The following is a 21,323-nucleotide window of genomic DNA, read 5'->3' on the forward strand; positions in this document are numbered from 1 at the left end:
GCCGAAGGCTCGGGCCGCGTTCGGACGATCTTTTGATCTTGATCTTTTAATACAAATCGACCGGGTCCACATCCAGCGACCAACGCACTGCCCGCCCACTGGGCATCTGCTCCAAAGCCAGCAACCAACTGCTCAACAATCGATGCAGCGGCGCCCGGGCCGTAGCTTGCAGCAATAACTGTGCGCGATAGCGCCCGGCTCGGCGCTCCATCGGTGCCGGAACCGGCCCCAGCAACTCGATACCGGTCAGATGCTGTTCAGCCAGCAGTCGCTCGGCCTCGCTGCACGCTTCATCGAGGAACCCTTCGGCCTGCCCCGGTTTGTGCGCTTCGGCCCGCAGCAGCGCGAGATGCGCAAATGGCGGCAACCCGGCGGAGCGGCGCTCGCTCAGCGCCTGTTCGGCGAAGGCGAAGTAGCCCTGCTCGGTCAGTTGCACCAGCAGCGGGTGGTCCGCCAGGTGCGTCTGGATGATCACTTTGCCCGGCTCTTCGGCGCGGCCCGCGCGTCCGGCGACCTGCACGATCAACTGCGCCATGCGCTCGCTGGCGCGGAAGTCGCCGGAGAACAACCCGCCGTCGGCATCGAGAATCGACACCAGGGTCACGCGGGGAAAGTGGTGCCCTTTGGCAAGCATCTGCGTGCCGACCAGAATGCACGGCTGGCCTTTCTGGATGGTCGCGAACAGCTGATTCATCGCGTCTTTGCGTGAAGTACTGTCGCGGTCGACCCGCAGCACCGGGACGTCCGGGAACAAAATCCCCAGGCGTTCCTCGGCGCGCTCGGTACCGGCCCCCACGGGCCGCAAATCGACCTTGCCGCACTTTGGGCAATGCCGAGGCACGCGTTCGACATAGCCACAATGATGGCAGCGCAATTCGCCCGAGCGCTGGTGCACGGTCATTCGCGCGTCGCAACGCTGGCATTCGGACATCCAGCCGCAATCGTGGCAGAGCAGTGTCGGGGCGAACCCTCGGCGATTGAGGAACACCAGCACCTGCTGGCCGGCGGCCAGGGTCTGACCGATGGCTTGCTGCATCGGCCCGGAAATGCCGCTGTCCAGTGGACGACTTTTCACGTCCAGGCGCAGGAAGCGCGGTTGCTTGGCGCCACCGGCGCGCTCATTCAGGCGCAGCAGGCCGTAACGACCGGTGTAGGCGTTCTGCAGGCTTTCCAGTGACGGCGTGGCGGAACCGAGGACAATCGGAATGTTTTCCTGCCGGGCGCGAACCAGTGCCAGGTCGCGGGCGTGGTAGCGCAGGCCTTCTTGCTGTTTATAGGAGCCGTCGTGCTCTTCATCGATGATGATCAGGCCGGGGTTCTTCATTGGTGTGAACAGCGCCGAACGGGTGCCGATAATAATGTCGGCTTCGCCATCCCGGGCGGCCAGCCAGGCGTCCAGGCGCTCGCGGTCGTTGACGGCGGAGTGGATCAGCGCGATGCGTGCATTGAAGCGCTGCTCGAAGCGCGCCAGGGTTTGCGGGCCGAGGTTGATCTCCGGGATCAGCACCAGGGCTTGCTTGCCGGCCTCGAGGGTTTCGCGGATCAGTTGCAAATAGACTTCGGTCTTGCCGCTGCCGGTGACGCCGGCCAGCAGGAACGCGTGATAACTGTCGAACCCGGCGCGAATCGCTTCATAAGCGGCGCGCTGCTCCGGGTTGAGCGGCAATTCCGGTTGTGCCAGCCAGTGTTCGTGGCGAGCGCCGGGCGCGTGCCTGCGGATGTCTACCTGCACCAGATCTTTGGCCAGCAACAGGTCGAGGCTGTCCTTGCTCAGCATCAGTTTGCTCAACAACTGATGGGCGACGCCGTGGGGATGTTGAGCCAGGGTCGCCAGGGCTTCACGTTGCCGCGGGGCGCGGGCGATGCGCGGGTCATCGAGGCTGGCGCCGGGCGCGGCGGACCAGAACCGCTCCTGACGGGCTTCGGCCAGTTCACCCTGGCGCAGCAACACCGGCAGCGCCCAGCTCAACGTGTCGCCAAGGCTGTGCTGGTAATACTGGGAGGTCCACAGGCACAGCTTGAACAGCGCGGGCGGCAGCGGCGGTACGGCATCGAGCAGCGCCAGCGCCGGTTTGAGCTTTTCAGTCGGGACTTCGCTGTGGTCGGTGATCTCCACCAGAATCCCGATCATCTCCCGCCGACCGAACGGCACCCGCAAGCGCATGCCCGGGTGTAACTGGGCGCGCAGGACTCCGGCCGGCGCGCGATAGTCGAACAGGCGGCGCAGGGGCGAAGGCAGGGCGAGGCGCAGAATGGCGTTGGGCACGCGATTGTTTACTCGGTGAGGGGCGATGAAGAAGGCCGGGAGCCTAGCAGACGGTCGGATTTGTGTCCTCCATCAGGAAAGCGTTCAAGTGTTGACGAGTGGATTTTAATGCCAGGCAAGGCGCTACGACGACTCATAGCGCGCTATGGGGAGGAGTAGCAACGCAGCATGGCGTTAAAAGACGCCGTCAACATTGAACAGTCTTTCCTGATGGAGGGCACCCACGACAGCTTGCGTGATTGCAAAGGTCTGGTAGAATCCGCGGCCTAATTACGTGCGGTATTCAACAATAGTGTTGGGTGGCGGCACGCTAGCCTGAGGAAGACACCATGAAAGCCGATATCCATCCAGAATACCCAGCAGTTGCCGTAACTTGCAGCTGCGGCAACAAGTTCGAAACCCGTTCGACCTACGGCAAAGCCCTGGCGATCGACGTTTGCAACGAGTGCCACCCGTTCTACACCGGTAAGCAGAAGACTCTGGATACCGGCGGCCGTGTTCAGAAGTTCGCCGATCGTTTCGGTGCTTTCGGCGCGAAAAAGGCCTAAGGCCGATCAACTTGGGAAGCCGTCACGGTTTTTCCATGCTGATGAAAAAGGCGTCCCTCGCGGGCGCCTTTTTTATGTCTGCGATTTGGCTTTCCGCTGCCCAGGCCTTCTGCCCGGCGCCGAGCGGGCTGACGCCGGTCGCGGTGCAGCGGGTGGTGGATGGCGACACCTTGCGCCTGAGCGATGGGCGCAGTGTACGCATGATCGGTTTGAACACGCCGGAGCTGGGCAAGCAGGGGCGTTCCGACGAGCCGTTCGCCGTGGCCGCGCGCAAACGCCTGGAAGCCTTGGTGGCCGCCAGCGACGGGCGGGTTGGTTTGCTGCCGGGTAAAGAAAGCAAGGACCATTACGGCCGCACCCTGGCCCATGTCTACGGTGTCGATGGCGCCAACCTCGAAGCGCAGATGCTTGCTGAAGGTCTCGGTTTTCAGGTCGCGGTAGCACCGAACGTCGATTTGGTCGGCTGCCAGCAGGCGGCGGAACGCAGTGCTCGTCAGGCCGGCCTCGGGCTGTGGCGACAGTCCCCTGTACTGAAAGCGGAGCAGATCAACGCGTCCGGCTTCGCCGTGCTCAGTGGTCGTGTGAGCAAGGTTCAGCGCAATCGCGGCGGGGTTTGGATCGAGTTGCAGGATTCAGTTGTATTGCGGGTTGCACCCAATATGCTGGGGCAATTCGATGGTGCGTCGCTTGAACAGCTCAAAGGCAAGCAAATCGAGGCTCGTGGCTGGGTCGTGGATCGTTCGCGCCGTGGCGGGCTGAAGCCCGGGCAGGCGCGCTGGCTTTTGCCGCTGACCGATCCGGCGATGTTGCAGGTCGCACCGTAAGAAAAATTGTAGACATTTATTCTGTCGATTGTGAACAGTCCATCCCTTGTGTTCCGTGGCTCTTGGCCCAAAGTCGTAGGGCAGGGCGCTTGACAGGGGTGACTGGCCAGTCTTGTGGGGACTTTGCGACACGCGTATCCTCGGCGGTCCGTCTGTCCAACAGTAAAAAGCGGAATGCCCACATGTCTGATCTGAAAACTGCCGCTCTCGAATATCACGCCAATCCTCGTCCAGGGAAGCTGAGTGTCGAGCTCACCAAGGCCACTGCTACCGCCCGCGACCTGTCGCTGGCCTACAGCCCCGGCGTAGCCGAACCAGTACGCGAAATCGCCCGCGATCCTGAACTGGCCTACAAATACACCGGCAAAGGCAACCTGGTTGCAGTCATTTCCGATGGCACCGCGATTCTGGGCCTGGGTAACCTCGGTCCATTGGCTTCCAAGCCGGTGATGGAAGGTAAAGGTGTTCTGTTCAAGCGCTTCGCCGGCATCGACGTGTTCGACATCGAAGTCGACTCCGAAAGCCCGCAAGCCTTCATCGACACCGTCAAGCGTATCTCCATCACCTTCGGTGGCATCAACCTGGAAGACATCAAGGCACCTGAATGCTTTGAAATCGAACGCGCTCTGATCGAGCAGTGCGACATTCCAGTATTCCACGATGACCAGCACGGTACCGCGATCGTGACCGCTGCCGGCATGATCAACGCCCTGGAAATCGCCGGCAAAACCCTGCCGGAAGCCAAGATCGTCTGCCTGGGCGCCGGTGCTGCCGCCATCTCCTGCATGAAATTGCTGGTGAGCATGGGCGCCAACATCGAAAACATCTACATGGTTGACCGTACCGGTGTGATCCACTCCGGCCGTGACGACCTGAACCAGTACAAGGCTGTCTTCGCTCACGCGACCGACAAGCGCACCCTGGCTGACGCGCTGGAAGGCGCTGACGTGTTCGTTGGTCTGTCCGGCCCGAACCTGCTGAGCGCTGAAGGCCTGAAGTCCATGGCGGCCAACCCGATCGTGTTCGCGTGCTCGAACCCGGATCCGGAAATCGCCCCGGAACTGGCTCACGCTACTCGCAACGACGTGATCATGGCCACCGGTCGTTCGGATTACCCGAACCAGGTCAACAACGTACTGGGCTTCCCGTTCATCTTCCGTGGTGCCCTGGACGTTCGCGCCAAGCGCATCAACGAAGAAATGAAAGTGGCTGCCGCCAACGCCCTGCGTGAACTGGCCAAGCTGCCAGTACCTCAGGAAGTGTGCGATGCCTACGGCGGCATCAAGCTGGAATTCGGTCGTGAGTACATCATCCCGAAACCAATGGATGCCCGTCTGATCACCGTGATCTCCGATGCCGTGGCCAAGGCTGCGATCGAGACGGGTGTGGCGACCCTGCCGTATCCGAAGAACTACCCGCTGAAAAGCGTGGATGATGTGTTCAACGGCTAAGCCGTTGTAGCGCTTCAACCAAAGGCCCCGGCTCATTCTGAGTCGGGGCTTTTTTGTATCTGAGGGGTTTGTATTGATCGTTCCCACGCTCTGCGTGGGAATGCCTCAAGGGACGCTCTGCGTTCCAGTTCGCGAAAGGGACGCGGAGCGTCCCGGGCTGCATTCCCACGCAAAGCGTGGGAACGATCAACCGGCAGGCAATAAAAAGCCCCGCACTTCTTTCGAAGGCGGGGCTTTTTGGTGTTGCGGCGATCAGAACAAATCGATCGGCGCCGCCTCGTCCGCTGGCAGCGGGCTACCCGGTACGTTGCCGTTACCCAGCTCGTTCACCGACGGCGGCGTGTCTTCGGCCTTGAACAGTTCGAAGTAGGCGCCAGGCGTGCTTGGGGTGGCTGCACGACCGCTGACCGGGTCGACCCGCAGGCTAAGGATGCCTTCAGGTTCCGGCTGGGTATGGGGTGGCTTGCCTTTGAGAGCGGCGCCCATGTAGTTCATCCAGATCGGCAGGGCGACGGTGCCGCCGAACTCGCGTTTGCCCAGGCTTTCCGGTTGGTCGAAGCCGGTCCAGACGGTGGTCACGTAATCGGCGTTATAGCCGGAGAACCAGGCGTCCTTGGATTCGTTGGTGGTGCCGGTCTTGCCCGCAATGTCACTGCGGCCCAAGGCCAGTGCCCGACGGCCAGTACCGAGTTTGATCACGTCCTCGAGCATGCTGTTGAGGATGTAGGTGGTGCGACCATCGATGATACGTTCGGCCACCGCTGGCGCTTGTGGCACTGGCTGGGCGCCCGGCGCTTCGCCTGGGGTGGCGTTGACGGTGAAGGTATTGGCGGTCGGCACGGCGATACCGTCGCTGACTACGTTGCCTTTCGGAACGCTCGGCGGGTTGGCAACGAACAGCGTGTCGCCGTTGCGGCTTTCGATCTTGTCGATGATGTACGGGGAAATCTTGTAGCCGCCGTTGGCGAAGGTGCTCCAGCCAGTGGCGATTTCCATTGGCGTCAGGGTCGCTGTGCCCAGTGCCAGGGACAGGTTGCGTGGCAGGTCCTGCTTGTTGAAGCCGAACTTGCTGATGTAGTCGATGGTGCGGTCGACGCCCAGCGCTTGCAGCAGGCGGATCGAAACCAGGTTGCGCGACTTGTAGAGCGCTTCACGCATGCGGATCGGGCCGAGGAAGGTGTTGGTGTCGTTCTTCGGGCGCCAGACCTTGTCCAGGTACTCGTCGACGAACACGATCGGTGCGTCGTTCACCAGGCTGGCGGCGGTGTAGCCGTTATCCAGGGCGGCACTATAGACGAACGGCTTGAAGCTCGAACCCGGCTGACGCTTGGCCTGCATGGCGCGGTTGTAGTTGCTCTGCTCGAAGGCAAAACCGCCGACCAGAGAACGAATGGCGCCGTTCTGCGGATCGAGGGACACCAGTGCGCCCTGGGCCTGCGGAATCTGGCTGAATTTGAGCGAATTGTCCGGCTGACGTTGTACGCGAATCAGATCGCCGACCTGCGCGACGTCCGACGGCTGCTTCGGATTGGCGCCCATGCTGTTGGTGTTCAGGAACGGACGGGCCCACTTCATGGTGTCCCAGGCAACGTGTTCTTCGCCGGTGCGGGTCAGCACCTGCACGCCGTTCTTGTCGACCTGGGTCACGATCGCCGGTTCCAGGCTGCTGATGGTCCGCTGCTTGGTCAGTTCCAGGGTCCAGGCCTCGCGGGTTTTACCCGGCAGGCGTGACTCGGGGCCGCGATAACCGTGCCGTTGATCGTAGGTCATCAAGCCTTCGTGAACCGCGTTGTTGGCCATTTCCTGCAAATCGCTCGGCACCGTGGTGGTGACGCGGAAGCCTTCGGTGTACGCATCGCTGCCATAGCGGCCGACCATTTCGGCGCGGGCCATTTCGGCGACGTACGGTGCGTTCACTTCCGGGGTCGGCACATGGTAGCTGGCGTTCAGCGGCTCGTTGATTGCCGCGGTGTAGTCGGCTTCGGTGATCTTGCCGAGCTTGTGCATGCGCCCCAGGATCCAGTCGCGACGCTCCTTGCTGCGGGCCGGGTTGGCCAGCGGGTTGAAGCGCGACGGGGCTTTTGGCAGGCCGGCGATCATCGCCATCTGCGCCAGGCTGACGTCACGAATCGACTTGCCGTAATAGACCTGCGCCGCTGCCTCGATGCCATAGGCGCGGTTGCCCAGATAAATCTTGTTGACGTACAGCTCGAGGATTTCGTCCTTGGTCAGCTGCCGTTCGATCTGCAGGGCCAGGAGGATTTCGGTGGTTTTGCGCGAGAAGCTGCGTTCGCTGGTCAGGAAGAAGTTCTTCGCTACCTGCATGGTGATGGTGCTGCCGCCAGACTGAATGTGTCCGCTCTTTACCAACTGGGTGGCGGCACGCATCAGGCTGCTGGGATCGACGCCGTAGTGGTTGGCGAAATTGTCGTCTTCAGCACTTAGTAACGCATTAATGAAATTGGGGGGAATGTCGGCGAAACGGATCGGCGTACGGCGCATTTCGCCAAATTCTGCGATCAACTTGTTGTCGCTGCTGTACACCCGCAAAGGAATCTGCAACTGAATACTTCTCAGCGCCTCCACAGATGGCAATCCAGGGCTAAGGTAAAGAAAGGCGCCGCTCAGACCCAGGAGCAGTCCGCAGAAAACGGCGACGATGGACCAACCGAAAAATTTCAGCAGACGAATCAAGGCTTTTGGATATCCAGGGCAAAGAATGAATTAGGCATCAGGGTTCAGGCTATAAAGAGAATGACCCGCGCTTGCAGTGAAAGCGGAAAAAACGCTCGGCATTATAAGCATTTTTCCGCGGGGAGCGTCATTTGCGCTTCTGTCAAGACGGGGGGTATTGAACGCAATGGATATTACAGAGTCCGTAACTCACGGATAGTCATAGGGAATTGGTAGTGCTAGGACTCTTCAATAAAAAAACCAATGCGCTTCTGGGGATCGACATCAGCTCTACGTCGGTGAAGCTGTTGGAGTTAAGCCGCCAAGGCGACCGTTATCGGGTCGAGGCCTATGCGGTCGAGCCGCTGCCCGCCAGTGCCGTGGTCGAAAAAAATATTGCCGAGCTCGAAGGCGTGGGGCAGGCCCTTGCGCGCGTGCTGCTCAAGGCCAAAACCAGCCAGAGGAACGTCGCGGTGGCGGTCGCCGGCTCGGCGGTGATCACCAAGACCATCGAGATGGACGCTGGTCTTTCCGACGACGAGATGGAAAACCAGCTGAAGATCGAGGCCGATCAGTACATCCCGTATCCGCTGGATGAAGTGGCGATCGACTTCGAAGTACAGGGCGCGTCGGTGCGCAACCCCGAGCGGGTCAATGTGCTGCTGGCCGCCTGTCGCAAGGAAAACGTCGAGGTTCGTGAAGCGGCCCTGGCCCTGGCCGGGCTGACCGCGCGAGTGGTCGATGTCGAAGCCTATGCCCTGGAGCGATCGTTCGGCCTGCTGGCAACCCAGCTGGCTGCCTCTCAGGAGCATCTGACCGTGGCGGTGGTCGATATCGGCGCCACCATGACCACCCTGAGCGTGTTGCGCAACGGGCGGATTATCTACACCCGCGAACAATTGTTCGGCGGCCGACAATTGACGGAAGAAATCCAGCGCCGTTATGGCCTGACGGTCGAGCAGGCAGGCTTGGCGAAGAAACAGGGCGGTTTGCCGGACGATTACGTCAGTGAAGTCTTGCAGCCGTTTCGGGATGCGTTGGTGCAACAAGTATCGCGCTCATTGCAGTTTTTCTTTGCCTCCGGCCAATACAGCTCGGTCGATCACATTCTTTTGGCCGGCGGCACTGCCTCGGTCCCAGGGCTGGACCGGTTGATCGAGCAGCGTCTGGGGACGCCGACCCAGGTCGCCAATCCATTCTCCGACATGACCCTGAGCAACAGGGTCAACGCCAGTGCCCTGGCGAGCGATGCGCCGGCACTGATGATCGCCTGCGGGCTGGCCCTCAGGAGTTTCGACTGATGGCACGGATCAATCTTTTACCCTGGCGCGAAGAGTTACGCGAAGCGCGGCGCAAACGCTTTTTGCTGGCGTTGGTCGGAGTGCTGGCAGGGTCGGTGGGGGCGCTGCTGATCACGGACCAGGTCATTAACGGTGCCATCGATCGACAAGTCGCGCGTAATGATTACATCGCCAGTCAGATTGCCGTGGTCGACGAGCGGATCAAACAGATCAGCGACCTGAAGGCCCGTCGCCAGCAACTCGTCGAGCGCATGCGCATCATCCAGGACCTGCAAGGCAACCGGCCGATCAGCGGGAGGATCTTCGATCAGTTGGCGCGCACCTTGCCGGACGGCGTGTATTTCACCGAAGTGAAAATGGTCGGCAAGACCTTGTCCATCACCGGCGCGGCGGAGTCCAACAATCGTGTTTCGGATTTGATGCGCAATCTGGATGCATCCGACTGGTTCGATGCGCCCAATCTCACGGAAGTCAAAGCGACCACCGCCGGTCAGCTGGATCAGGCCAATATTTTTCAGTTGAGCGTCCGTCAGACCCAGCCGGCAATTGTGGGGGTGGCTAAATGAGGCTGTCCGAATGGCTCGAAGGGTTGCGCCAGATCGACATCAACGATCTGGACACCAACAACATGGGTTCCTGGCCAAGGGCGATCAAGGTCCTTGCGAGTGTTCTGCTGATGGTGCTGGTGCTGGCCCTGGGTTATAGCTTCTTGATCAGCGACCTGCAAAACCACCTCGAACTCAAGCGCGAGGAAGAGTCGACGCTCAAGGAGCAGTTCACGACCAAAGCCCACATGGCGGCTAATCTGGAGCTGTATACGCAGCAGATGAAGGAAATGGAGAACTCCTTCGGCATGCTATTACGGCAATTGCCCAGCGACACCGAAGTGCCTGGCCTGCTGGAGGACATCACCCGTACCGGGCTGGGCAGCGGCCTGGAGTTCGAAGAGATCAAGCTGCTGCCGGAGGTCACCCAGCAGTTCTACATCGAACTCCCTATCCAGATCACCGTCACCGGTGCTTATCACGACCTGGCCACTTTTGTCAGCGGCGTGGCGGGGTTGCCGCGGATCGTCACCCTGCATGATTTCGACCTGGTGCCGGCCAATCCCGAAGGCGGTCCGAAGTTGCGCATGAGCATCCTTGCCAAGACCTACCGCTACAACGACAAGGGGTTGCAGAAATGAGCCCGATTCGTTGCCTGTCGATGGTGATGTGCCTGGTCGTCCTGGCCGGTTGCGGCGGTGACAATGGTTTCAGCGACATCGATGCCTACCTGAACGAAGTGCGCCTGCGTGCGCCCGGCAAGATTGAACCAACGCCGACATTCCAGTCTTATCCGACATTCACCTACGGCGCGGCCAACCTGCGCAGCCCGTTCTCCCGCCAGGTCCGAGTCGATCTGGCTGGCCAGAAGCATGGCTCGCGTAACGTCAAGCCCGACCCCAACCGGGTCAAGCAGTACCTCGAAGGTTTCAACATCGAGCAATTTGAAATGGTCGGCACCCTCTCCAATGCCTCCGGCTCCTTTGCGCTGCTGCGCGGGGCGGGCGGTGTGCATCGGCTGAAAGTCGGCGATTACCTGGGGCGCAACGATGGGCGGATCGTTGCCATCAGCGGTTCGCAAGTCGATGTGGTCGAAATCGTTCCCGATGGCGAAGGCGCCTGGCTGGAGCGGCCGCGGACCATCCCTTTGAAAGAGCACTCATAGTGGAACTCGAACAATGAACAGGATTTTCTCAACCTTCGGTATTTCGCTATGGATAGCGTTTCTGTCGCCGATGGTACAGGCGGCCAACCTCAAAGCGCTGGATGTCGCCGCGTTGCCCGGTGACCGTGTCGAGCTGAAGTTGTCGTTCGATGGGCCGCCACCGCAGCCTCATGGCTATACGACTGAGCAGCCTGCGCGGATTGCGCTGGATTTGCCGGGGGTTACCAGCCAGCTGGCGAGCAAGAGTCGAGACCTGGGCAGTGGCAATGCCCGCAGTGCCACGGTGGTGGAAGCCAAGGACCGCACACGGCTAATCATCGGTCTGACTCAACTGACTCCGTATAACGCACGCGTCGAAGGCAACAACCTGTTCGTGGTCGTCGGGCAGGCGGCCGGTAACAAGGCGTCCAAACCAATTGCCAGCGCACCGCGCGCGGCCACTGCGGTACCCGCGCCCGCCAGAGCCAGTGCTCCCGTGGGCAAAGCCATCCGTGGCGTGGATTTCCAGCGCGGCACCCAGGGTGAAGGCAACGTGGTTATCGATCTATCGGATCCGTCCATTGCCCCGGACATCCAGGAACGCGATGGCAAGATCATCGTCGGCTTCACCAGGACTCAATTGCCTGAACGGTTGCGGGTACGCCTCGACGTCAAGGATTTCGCTACCCCGGTCCAGTTCGTCAACGCCAGCGCCACGGGCGACCGGGCCATTATCAGTATCGAGCCCAGCGGCGCCTTCGATTATTCGACCTACCAGACCGATAACAAACTGACCGTCAGCATCCGGCCGATGACTGTCGATGACTTGCAAAAACGCAACGCCGAACGTTTTGCCTACAGCGGCGAAAAGCTCTCGCTGAATTTCCAGGACATCGATGTGCGCTCGGTGCTGCAACTGATCGCCGATTTCACCAACCTCAATCTGGTGGCCAGTGACACGGTGCAGGGCGGCATCACGTTGCGCCTGCAGAATGTGCCGTGGGATCAGGCGCTGGACCTGGTGCTGAAAACCAAAGGCCTGGATAAACGCAAGATCGGCAATGTGCTGCTGGTGGCGCCGGCCGATGAAATTGCCGCCCGGGAACGTCAGGAGCTGGAGTCGCAGAAACAAATCGCCGAACTGGCGCCTCTGCGTCGCGAGCTGTTGCAGGTCAACTACGCCAAGGCCGCCGATATCGCCAAGCTGTTCCAGTCGGTGACCAGCGCCGAGGCGAAAGTCGACGAGCGCGGTTCAATCACTGTCGATGAGCGGACCAACAACATCATCGCCTACCAGACCCAGGACCGCCTCGATGAACTGCGTCGCATCGTTGCGCAACTGGATATTCCGGTGCGTCAGGTGATGATCGAGGCGCGCATCGTCGAAGCCAACGTCGATTACGACAAAAGCCTCGGCGTGCGCTGGGGCGGTTCGGTGCAGAAGGGTAATTGGAACGGCTCCGGGGTCAACGGCTCTTCGACCACCGTCGGTACGCCGGGCAGCACCAGCACCAACTCACCGTTCGTCGATCTGGGGACTTCCTCCAACACCTCGGGGATCGGCATCGCCTTCATTACCGACAATGTGCTGCTGGACCTTGAGCTGACGGCCATGGAGAAAACCGGCAACGGGGAAATCGTCTCGCAGCCCAAGGTGGTCACGTCTGACAAGGAAACCGCGAAAATCCTCAAGGGCACTGAAATTCCCTATCAGGAAGCCAGCTCCAGCGGTGCCACTTCGGTGTCGTTCAAGGAGGCCTCGCTGTCCCTGGAAGTGACGCCGCAGATCACCCCGGACAACCGCATCATCATGGAGGTCAAGGTCACCAAGGACGAACCGGACTACCTGAACAAAGTGCAGGATGTACCGCCGATCAAGAAAAACGAGGTCAACGCCAAGGTGTTGGTTAACGACGGCGAGACCATCGTGATTGGTGGGGTTTTCTCAAATACTCAGAGCAAGGTTGTAGATAAGGTGCCATTTCTCGGTGATGTGCCGTATCTTGGCCGCCTTTTCCGGCGTGACGTGGTTTCGGAGAAAAAATCCGAGCTGCTGGTATTTCTCACTCCGCGTATCATGAACAATCAGGCGATTGCTGTGAGTCATTGATTCTGTGCGAAATTTGATTCTTGTTGGACCGATGGGGGCTGGAAAAAGCACCATCGGCCGGTTGCTGGCCAAAGAGCTGCGCCTGCCGTTCAAAGATTCCGATAAGGAAATTGAATTGCGCACGGGCGCCAATATCCCGTGGATTTTCGATAAAGAAGGCGAACCGGGCTTTCGTGACCGCGAGCAGGCGATGATTGCCGAGCTGTGCGCGTCCGACGGCGTGGTGTTGGCGACCGGTGGCGGAGCGGTAATGCGCGAAGCCAATCGTCGGGCGCTGCACGCCGGTGGTCGGGTGGTCTATCTGCACGCGTCTGTCGAGCAGCAAGTGGGCCGAACGGCTCGCGATCGCAATCGGCCACTGTTGCGCACCGCCGATCCGGCCAAGACCCTGCGGGACTTGCTGGCGATCCGTGACCCGCTGTATCGGGAAATCGCCGACCTGGTGGTGGAAACCGATGAGCGGCCGCCGCGGATGGTGGTGCTCGATATTCTCGAGCGCTTGCAGCAGCTGCCGCCCCGTTAATGCACGGGGCGAAATGCGCTATCCTCGGCGTCCTGTCGCAGCCGCTCAAGGTTGTGGCGGATGGCTACCGGACGGCGTCACACCAGCAGACGCCATGGAATTCGTAAACTCAAGGCAGGACGCCTGATTCCATCTTCACTGTGGGGACACATGCAGACACTCAAGGTCGATCTAGGCGAGCGCAGCTACCCGATTCATATTGGCGAAGGTTTGTTGGATAAGCCTGAGCTGCTGGCCCCGCATATTCGCGGGCGGCAGGTGGCGATCATCTCCAACGAGACCGTCGCGCCGCTCTACCTCGAGCGTCTGACCCGCAGTCTGGCGCAGTTCTCGGTCATTTCAGTGGTGCTGCCCGATGGCGAAGCCTTCAAGACCTGGGAAACCCTGCAACTGATTTTCGATGGCCTGCTGACCGCTCGGCACGACCGTCGCACCACGGTGATTGCCCTCGGTGGCGGCGTGATCGGTGACATGGCCGGTTTTGCGGCGGCCTGCTACCAGCGGGGCGTCGATTTCATCCAGGTGCCGACCACGTTGCTTTCGCAAGTCGATTCTTCGGTGGGCGGTAAGACCGGGATCAATCATCCGCTGGGCAAGAACATGGTCGGCGCCTTCTATCAGCCCAACGTGGTGCTGATCGATACCGCCACCCTCAACACCCTGCCGGCCCGCGAACTGTCTGCGGGGCTTGCGGAAGTCATCAAGTACGGGCTGATCTGCGACGAGCCGTTCCTGACCTGGCTCGAAGAAAACGTCGATCGCCTGCGCGCCCTGGACCAGGCCGCCCTGACTTACGCCATCGAACGCTCCTGCGCAGCCAAGGCTGCGGTGGTTGGTGCCGACGAGAAAGAGACCGGCGTGCGTGCCACGTTGAACCTGGGCCATACCTTCGGCCACGCGATCGAAACCCATATGGGCTATGGTGTCTGGTTGCATGGTGAAGCAGTCGCTGCTGGCACCGTAATGGCTCTGGAAATGTCCGCGCGCCTGGGCTGGATCAGCGAAGAGGAGCGTGATCGCGGTATTCGCCTGTTCCAGCGCGCCGGACTGCCGGTCATCCCGCCGGAAGCGATGACCGAAGCCGATTTTCTCGAACACATGGCAATTGACAAGAAAGTGATCGACGGTCGTTTGCGCCTGGTGCTGCTGCGCCACATGGGCGAAGCAGTGGTGACCGACGATTATCCGAAAGAGGTTTTACAGGCCACGCTGGGAGCGGATTACCGCGCCCTGGCTCAGCTTAAAGGTTAATAAGATCCCGATGACTAGTTTGCATGCCGACGAGGCTTTCCTCGGCCATTACCAGTTAAGTCATGACCCTTTCGCTCCACGGGTGCCTGGCTTCAAATTCTTCCCGGCCCAGCGCAAACCGGTGCTGGGACAGCTGCACCACCTGGCTCGCTACAGCCAGTTGCTGCTGGTGGTCACCGGCCCGCAAGGCAGCGGCAAAACCCTGTTGCGTCAGGCCCTGGTGGCCAGCACCAACAAACAGTCAGTGCAGAGCGTGGTGGTTTCCGCCCGTGGCGCCGGCGATGCCGCTGGCGTGCTGAATCAGGTGGCTCAGGCGCTGAACGTTGCCCAGGCCGAGGTTGGTGCGATCCTGGCTCAAGTGGTGCAGCTTGCGCTCACGGGGCAGGAAGTCTATTTGCTGGTGGATGACGCCGAGCAGCTCGACGAGTCTGCACTGGAAGCCTTGCTGGCCCTGGCTACCGGCGCGCCGGAAGGTCGTCCGCACGTATTCTTGTTCGGCGAGTCCTCGCTGATTGCTCAACTTGATGCGCTGAGCCTCGAGGAAGAGCGTTTTCACGTCATCGAATTGCAGCCCTACACCGAAGAAGAAACCCGCGAATATCTCGATCAGCGTCTCGAAGGTGCTGGCCGGGGAATCGAACTTTTCACCGCGGATCAGATCTCTGATATTCACGAAAGCTCCGACGGTTGGCCTGGCAACATCAACCAGGTCGCCCGCGATGCAATGATCGAAGCCATGATTGCCAGCCGCTCAGCGGTCAAGCGTCCAAGTATGGGGTTCAACATGCCGAAGAAACACGTATTGGCGATTTCCGCCGTCGTCGTGGTCGCGGTAGCTGCCGCCTGGTTGATGCCGGGTCGCAACAAAGCACCGACCACCGGCGCGCCTGCCAACGAACAGGCGCAACTGCCGCTGGGCCAGGGCACGCCAAAACCTAACAGCGCAGGCGCTCCCGCCGTGGAGTTCGCCGGTAACACACAACCGATGCCATTACCGTTGGTCGGTAACTCGCAGCCGGTGATGCGTGGTCCGTTGGCCGAAGCGGCTGGAGGCATTACCGAAGGCGATGATGGCGTACCGGTCGAAGGTTCCAGCGCCACACCGCCGACCGTGACCACCACCGCGCCGCCGGCAGGTGTTCCAGCGGGGCCTACACCGACACCGGCCGCCAAACCGACGCCTGCGCCGACTCAAGTCGCGACTGCCAAGCCTGTCGCGCCTGTGGCCAAGCCAGCGCCAGCGCCTGCACCGGCTGCCAAACCGGCTCCAGCGCCCGCCAAACCGGCCGTCGTGGCCAAACCCGCCGAGAAGCCAGCTGCCGTGGCCAAAGCCGCTGGTGGCAGCTGGTACGCAGGCCAGGCACCGGGCAGCTACGTAGTGCAGATCCTTGGCACCAGCTCCGAATCGACCGCGCAAAACTTCGTCAAGGAGCAGGGCGGCGAGTACCGTTATTTCAAGAAAGTGCTCAACGGCAAGCCGCTTTACGTCATCACCTACGGTAGCTTCGCCAACCGCGATGCAGCCGTTACTGCCATCAAGGCCTTGCCAGCGAAGGTTCAGGCTGGTAAACCTTGGCCTCGCACTGTCGCCAGCGTCCAACAGGAACTGGCAACAACTCGCTGAAGATTCGGCGGCCTTACCCAGGCCGCCTCTCCAAGCACCTCAAAATTTCTACAAGCGCATGCCGCCTCCAGGGACTGTTGGCGCTTGCTGACGACCGCGACGCCGCCCCATTTGACGCTGGGCGAGGCGCGAGGAACGCTGTTTGGTTTTTCCAAATAAGTTCCGAGCAACGCTGCCCAGCGTCAAATGGGGCGCGTCCCTTCGGGTTGCGCGCCAACGTGCGCGAGGCTGCGTTGCGGGATTTGCCAAGGGAACAACCATTGGCAGCATCCCGCGCCTTGCCTCGCGCACGTTGGCGTGCAACGCGGTTCGCCAGCAAGCGCCAACAGTCCCTGCGACCGCGTGCCTTGTGGTGTCTGCGTCACAGTAGTCTTTGAGTCGCTGCGGTCAAAATTAAAAAAGTTTTGACTAGCACAGCATATCGCTTTAAACCTTTCACAAATGCGACATAGATTTGCGACATTTCGTCGTCAAATTTGTGAGCCTCTGTGTCGGTGTGTACAATGACCTCCCTTTTGCCCCCGCAAAGCTGGCGTACGTTCGGCGCGGATGGTAACTGGTTGAATTGAAAAGAAATTTGCCTCGATAAGAGGCAGCCTGGTGAGAAAGTGTCTATGAAAGCAGGTCTGTACCAACCAGATGAATTCAAGGATAACTGCGGTTTTGGCCTGATAGCCCATATGCAGGGCGAGCCCAGTCATACCCTTTTGCAAACGGCCATTGAGGCCCTGACCTGCATGACCCACCGCGGTGGGATCAACGCCGACGGCAAGACCGGTGACGGTTGCGGTCTGCTGATTCAAAAGCCGGATGTGTTCCTGCGTGCCATCGCCCAGGAAACCTTCGGCGTCGAACTGCCCAAGCAATATGCCGTGGGCATGGTCTTCTTCAACCAGGATCCTGCGCGCGCCGAAGCCGCTCGCGAGAACATGAACCGCGAGATCCTGGCCGAAGGCCTGACCCTGGTCGGCTGGCGCAAAGTGCCGATCGACACCAGCGTCCTCGGCCGCCTGGCCCTCGAGCGCCTGCCGCTGATCGAACAAGTGTTCGTCGGTGGTGAAGGCCTGAGCGATCAGGACATGGCGATCAAGCTGTTCAGCGCCCGTCGTCGTTCGTCCGTGGCCAACGCCGCCGACGTCGATCACTACATCTGCAGCTTTTCCCACAAGACCATTATTTACAAAGGCCTGATGATGCCGGCGGATTTGACCGCCTTCTATCCAGACCTCAGCGATCAGCGCCTGCAAACTTCGATCTGCGTGTTCCACCAGCGCTTTTCGACCAACACGCTGCCGAAATGGCCGCTGGCGCAGCCGTTCCGTTTCCTCGCCCACAACGGCGAGATCAACACCATCACCGGCAACCGCAACTGGGCGCAGGCCCGTCGCACCAAGTTCACCAATGATCTGATGGATCTGGAAGAGCTCGGCCCGCTGGTGAACCGTGTCGGTTCCGACTCCTCCAGCATGGACAACATGCTTGAACTGATGGTCACCGGTGGCATCGACCTGTTCCGTGGCGTGCGGATGATCATTCCGCCTGCGTGGCAGAACGTCGAAACCATGGACCCGGATCTGCGTGCGTTCTACGAATACAACTCGATGCACATGGAGCCGTGGGACGGCCCGGCCGGCGTGGTAATGACCGACGGTCGCTACGCGGTGTGCCTGCTCGACCGTAACGGCCTGCGTCCGGCGCGTTGGGTGACCACCAAGAACGGTTTCATCACCCTGGCCTCGGAAATCGGTGTCTGGAACTACCAGCCTGAAGACGTGATCGCCAAGGGGCGTGTCGGCCCGGGCCAGATCTTTGCCGTGGACACCGAAACCGGTCAGATCCTCGACACAGACGCCATCGACAACCGCTTGAAGTCCCGTCATCCGTACAAGCAATGGCTGCGCAAGAATGCCCTGCGCATCCAGGCGACCATGGAAGACAACGACCACGGTTCAGCGTTCTACGACGTCGACCAGCTCAAGCAGTACATGAAGATGTACCAGGTCACGTTCGAAGAGCGCGACCAGGTGCTGCGTCCGCTCGGCGAGCAAGGCTACGAAGCCGTCGGCTCGATGGGCGACGATACGCCGATGGCCGTGCTGTCCCAGCGCGTGCGTACGCCGTATGACTATTTCCGTCAGCAGTTCGCGCAGGTCACCAACCCGCCGATCGACCCGCTGCGCGAAGCCATCGTCATGTCGCTGGAAGTCTGCCTCGGTGCCGAGCGCAACATCTTCCAGGAGTCGCCGGAACACGCCTCGCGCGTGATCCTCAGCTCGCCGGTCATTTCTCCGGCCAAGTGGCGCTCGTTGATGAACCTCGATCGCCCAGGTTTCGAGCGTCAGATCATCGACCTCAACTATGACGAGAGCGTCGGCCTCGAAGCCGCGGTGCGTAACGTCGCCGATCAGGCCGAAGAAGCCGTTCGCGCCGGTCGCACCCAGGTCGTACTGAGTGACCGTCACATTGCTCCGGGCAAGCTGCCGATCCACGCTTCGCTGGCCACCGGTGCGGTGCACCACCGCCTGACCGAAAAAGGCCTGCGTTGCGACTCCAACATTCTGGTGGAAACCGCGACCGCTCGTGATCCGCACCACTTCGCGGTGCTGATCGGTTTCGGCGCCTCGGCGGTCTACCCGTTCCTGGCCTATGAAGTGCTGGGCGACCTGATCCGCACCGGTGAAGTGCTGGGCGACCTCTATGAGGTGTTCAAGAACTACCGCAAAGGCATCACCAAGGGCCTGCTCAAGATCCTGTCGAAGATGGGCATCTCGACCATCACGTCGTATCGCGGTGCGCAGCTGTTCGAAGCTATCGGCCTGTCCGAAGAAGTCTGCGAACTGAGCTTCCGTGGCGTGCCAAGCCGCATCAAGGGTGCGCGCTTCGTCGACATCGAAGCCGAGCAGAAAGCCCTGGCGGCCGAAGCCTGGAGCCCGCGCAAGCCGATCCAGCAAGGTGGCCTGCTGAAGTTCGTCCACGGTGGCGAATATCACGCCTACAACCCGGATGTGGTCAACACCCTGCAAGCCGCTGTGCAGCAGGGCGACTACAGCAAGTTCAAGGAATACACGGCGCTGGTGGACAACCGTCCGGTGTCGATGATCCGCGACATGTTCAAGGTCAAGACCCTGGACACGCCGCTGGACATCAGCGAAGTCGAGCCTCTGGAATCGGTGCTCAAGCGCTTCGACTCCGCGGGTATCTCCCTCGGTGCTCTGTCGCCGGAAGCCCACGAAGCCCTGGCCGAAGCCATGAACCGCCTTGGCGCGCGTTCCAACTCCGGCGAAGGCGGTGAAGACCCGGCGCGCTACGGCACCATCAAGAGCTCGAAAATCAAGCAGGTCGCCACTGGCCGCTTTGGTGTGACCCCGGAATACCTGGTCAACGCCGAAGTGCTGCAGATCAAAGTCGCCCAGGGTGCCAAGCCCGGCGAAGGTGGTCAGTTGCCAGGCGGCAAGGTCAACGGTCTGATCGCCAAGCTGCGTTACGCAGTGCCGGGCGTGACCCTGATTTCGCCTCCGCCGCACCACGACATCTATTCGATCGAAGACTTGTCGCAGCTGATTTTCGACCTGAAACAAGTCAACCCGAATGCGCTGGTTTCGGTGAAACTGGTGGCAGAAGCGGGCGTCGGCACCATCGCGGCCGGTGTGGCCAAGGCCTACGCGGACTTGATCACCATCTCCGGCTACGACGGCGGCACCGGTGCATCGCCACTGACCTCGATCAAATACGCGGGCGCACCGTGGGAACTCGGCCTGGCCGAAACCCACCAGACCCTGCGTGGCAACGACCTGCGCGGCAAAGTCCGGGTACAAACCGATGGTGGCCTGAAAACCGGCCTCGACGTGATCAAGGCCGCGATCCTCGGCGCTGAAAGCTTCGGCTTCGGCACCGCGCCAATGATCGCCCTGGGCTGCAAATACCTGCGCATCTGCCACCTGAACAACTGCGCCACCGGCGTCGCGACTCAGAACGAGAAGCTGCGCAAGGATCACTACATCGGGACCGTCGACATGGTGGTGAATTTCTTCACCTACGTCGCCGAAGAAACCCGTGAGTGGCTGGCCAAGCTGGGCGTACGCTCCCTCGAAGAGCTGATCGGCCGTACCGATCTGCTGGAAGTCCTCGAAGGCCAGACCGCCAAGCAGAACCACCTGGACCTGACTCCGTTGCTCGGCAGCGATCACATCCCGGCAGACAAGCCTCAATTCTGCCAGGTCGACCGCAACCCGCCGTTCGACAAAGGCCTGTTGGCCGAGAAAATGGTCGACATGGCCACCTCGGCAATCAACGACCTGAGCGGTGCCGATTTCGCCCTGGATATCTGCAACTGCGACCGTTCCATCGGCGCGCGGATCTCCGGTGAAATCGCCCGCAAACACGGCAACCAGGGCATGGCCAACGCGCCGATCACCTTCCGCTTCAAAGGGACGGCGGGTCAGAGCTTCGGCGTGTGGAACGCCGGTGGCCTGAACATGTACCTGGAAGGCGATGCCAACGACTACGTCGGCAAAGGCATGACCGGCGGCAAACTGGTCATCGTTCCGCCGAAAGGCAGCCTCTACAAGACGCAGGACAGTGCCATCATCGGCAACACCTGCCTGTACGGCGCCACCGGCGGCAAGCTGTTCGCCGCCGGCACCGCTGGCGAGCGTTTCGCGGTGCGTAACTCCGGTGCTCACACTGTGGTGGAAGGCACAGGCGATCACTGCTGCGAGTACATGACGGGTGGTTTCGTCTGCGTTCTGGGCAAGACCGGTTACAACTTCGGCTCAGGCATGACCGGCGGTTTCGCCTACGTGCTCGACCAGGACAACACCTTCGTTGACCGGGTCAACCACGAACTGGTGGAAATCCAGCGGATCAGCGGTGAGGCGATGGAAGCCTATCGCAGCCACTTGCAACGCGTGCTGAACGAATACGTCGAGGAAACCGACAGCGAGTGGGGTCGTAACCTCGCTGAAAACCTCGATGACTATCTGCGTCGTTTCTGGCTGGTCAAGCCCAAGGCTGCCAACCTGAAATCGTTGCTTTCCAGCACCCGTGCCAACCCGCAGTGATAT

Annotated in this window: 14 protein-coding genes; 12 read left to right on the top strand and 2 right to left on the bottom strand. The window is 60.8% G+C overall.

From position 1 onward, the window contains the following. Positions 1–46: 46 nt before the first annotated feature. A complete protein-coding gene (locus tag PMI21_RS18275) occupies positions 47–2,266 on the bottom strand; it encodes a primosomal protein N' (protein ID WP_007936815.1) in 2,220 nt (739 codons plus the stop codon). Positions 2,267–2,595: 329 nt separating this feature from the next. Here PMI21_RS18275 and rpmE point away from each other — a divergent pair, with 329 nt between their 5' ends. The 3 genes from rpmE (at position 2,596) to PMI21_RS18260 (ending at position 5,089) form a co-directional block, all read left to right on the top strand. Further along, entirely contained in the window at positions 2,596–2,814 is a 219-nt protein-coding gene (rpmE, locus tag PMI21_RS18270) for a 50S ribosomal protein L31 (protein ID WP_007936818.1), read from the top strand. Between the two features lie 35 nt (positions 2,815–2,849). Next, positions 2,850–3,638 carry a thermonuclease family protein gene (locus PMI21_RS18265; RefSeq protein WP_007936819.1) on the top strand — a complete coding sequence of 263 codons (789 nt, stop codon included), beginning with the start codon at positions 2,850–2,852 and terminating at the stop codon, positions 3,636–3,638. Positions 3,639–3,820: 182 nt separating this feature from the next. Next, complete coding sequence (locus tag PMI21_RS18260; protein WP_007936820.1) at positions 3,821–5,089, top strand: malic enzyme-like NAD(P)-binding protein; 1,269 nt, start codon at positions 3,821–3,823, stop codon at positions 5,087–5,089. Between the two features lie 252 nt (positions 5,090–5,341). Here the strand turns inward: PMI21_RS18260 and PMI21_RS18255 are convergent, their stop codons facing one another. Beyond that, positions 5,342–7,780, bottom strand: a complete 2,439-nt coding sequence (locus PMI21_RS18255) for a penicillin-binding protein 1A (RefSeq protein WP_443200762.1) — start codon at positions 7,778–7,780, stop codon at positions 5,342–5,344. A 218-nt stretch (positions 7,781–7,998) separates the two neighbouring features. Here PMI21_RS18255 and PMI21_RS18250 point away from each other — a divergent pair, with 218 nt between their 5' ends. From PMI21_RS18250 to gltB, 9 genes are all read left to right on the top strand, one after another. Further along, complete coding sequence (locus PMI21_RS18250) at positions 7,999–9,063, top strand: pilus assembly protein PilM (RefSeq protein WP_007936822.1); 1,065 nt, start codon at positions 7,999–8,001, stop codon at positions 9,061–9,063. Continuing rightward, entirely contained in the window at positions 9,063–9,629 is a 567-nt protein-coding gene (locus PMI21_RS18245) for a PilN domain-containing protein (RefSeq protein ID WP_007936823.1), read from the top strand. The genes PMI21_RS18250 and PMI21_RS18245 overlap by 1 nt, the downstream gene beginning before the upstream one ends. Next, the gene (gene pilO, locus PMI21_RS18240; RefSeq protein WP_007936824.1) at positions 9,626–10,249 is read left to right on the top strand and encodes a type 4a pilus biogenesis protein PilO; all 624 of its coding nucleotides are present in this window, start codon (positions 9,626–9,628) and stop codon (positions 10,247–10,249) included. The genes PMI21_RS18245 and pilO overlap by 4 nt, the downstream gene beginning before the upstream one ends. After that, entirely contained in the window at positions 10,246–10,773 is a 528-nt protein-coding gene (locus tag PMI21_RS18235) for a pilus assembly protein PilP (RefSeq protein WP_007936826.1), read from the top strand. Before pilO ends, PMI21_RS18235 begins: the two co-directional genes overlap by 4 nt. Positions 10,774–10,786: 13 nt before the next feature. Continuing rightward, positions 10,787–12,862, top strand: a complete 2,076-nt coding sequence (pilQ, locus tag PMI21_RS18230; protein ID WP_007936827.1) for a type IV pilus secretin PilQ — start codon at positions 10,787–10,789, stop codon at positions 12,860–12,862. Between the two features lie 4 nt (positions 12,863–12,866). After that, complete coding sequence (gene aroK / locus PMI21_RS18225; protein ID WP_019581860.1) at positions 12,867–13,385, top strand: shikimate kinase AroK; 519 nt, start codon at positions 12,867–12,869, stop codon at positions 13,383–13,385. 150 nt (positions 13,386–13,535) lie between these two features. Next, positions 13,536–14,636 carry a 3-dehydroquinate synthase gene (gene aroB, locus PMI21_RS18220; protein ID WP_007936829.1) on the top strand — a complete coding sequence of 367 codons (1,101 nt, stop codon included), beginning with the start codon at positions 13,536–13,538 and terminating at the stop codon, positions 14,634–14,636. Positions 14,637–14,646: 10 nt separating this feature from the next. Then, positions 14,647–16,260, top strand: a complete 1,614-nt coding sequence (locus PMI21_RS18215) for an AAA family ATPase (RefSeq protein WP_007936830.1) — start codon at positions 14,647–14,649, stop codon at positions 16,258–16,260. A 614-nt stretch (positions 16,261–16,874) separates the two neighbouring features. Further along, a complete protein-coding gene (gltB, locus tag PMI21_RS18210) occupies positions 16,875–21,320 on the top strand; it encodes a glutamate synthase large subunit (protein ID WP_007936831.1) in 4,446 nt (1,481 codons plus the stop codon). Positions 21,321–21,323 lie beyond the last annotated feature (3 nt).

This window comes from Pseudomonas sp. GM18, from assembly GCF_000282195.1.
GTDB lineage: Bacteria > Pseudomonadota > Gammaproteobacteria > Pseudomonadales > Pseudomonadaceae > Aquipseudomonas.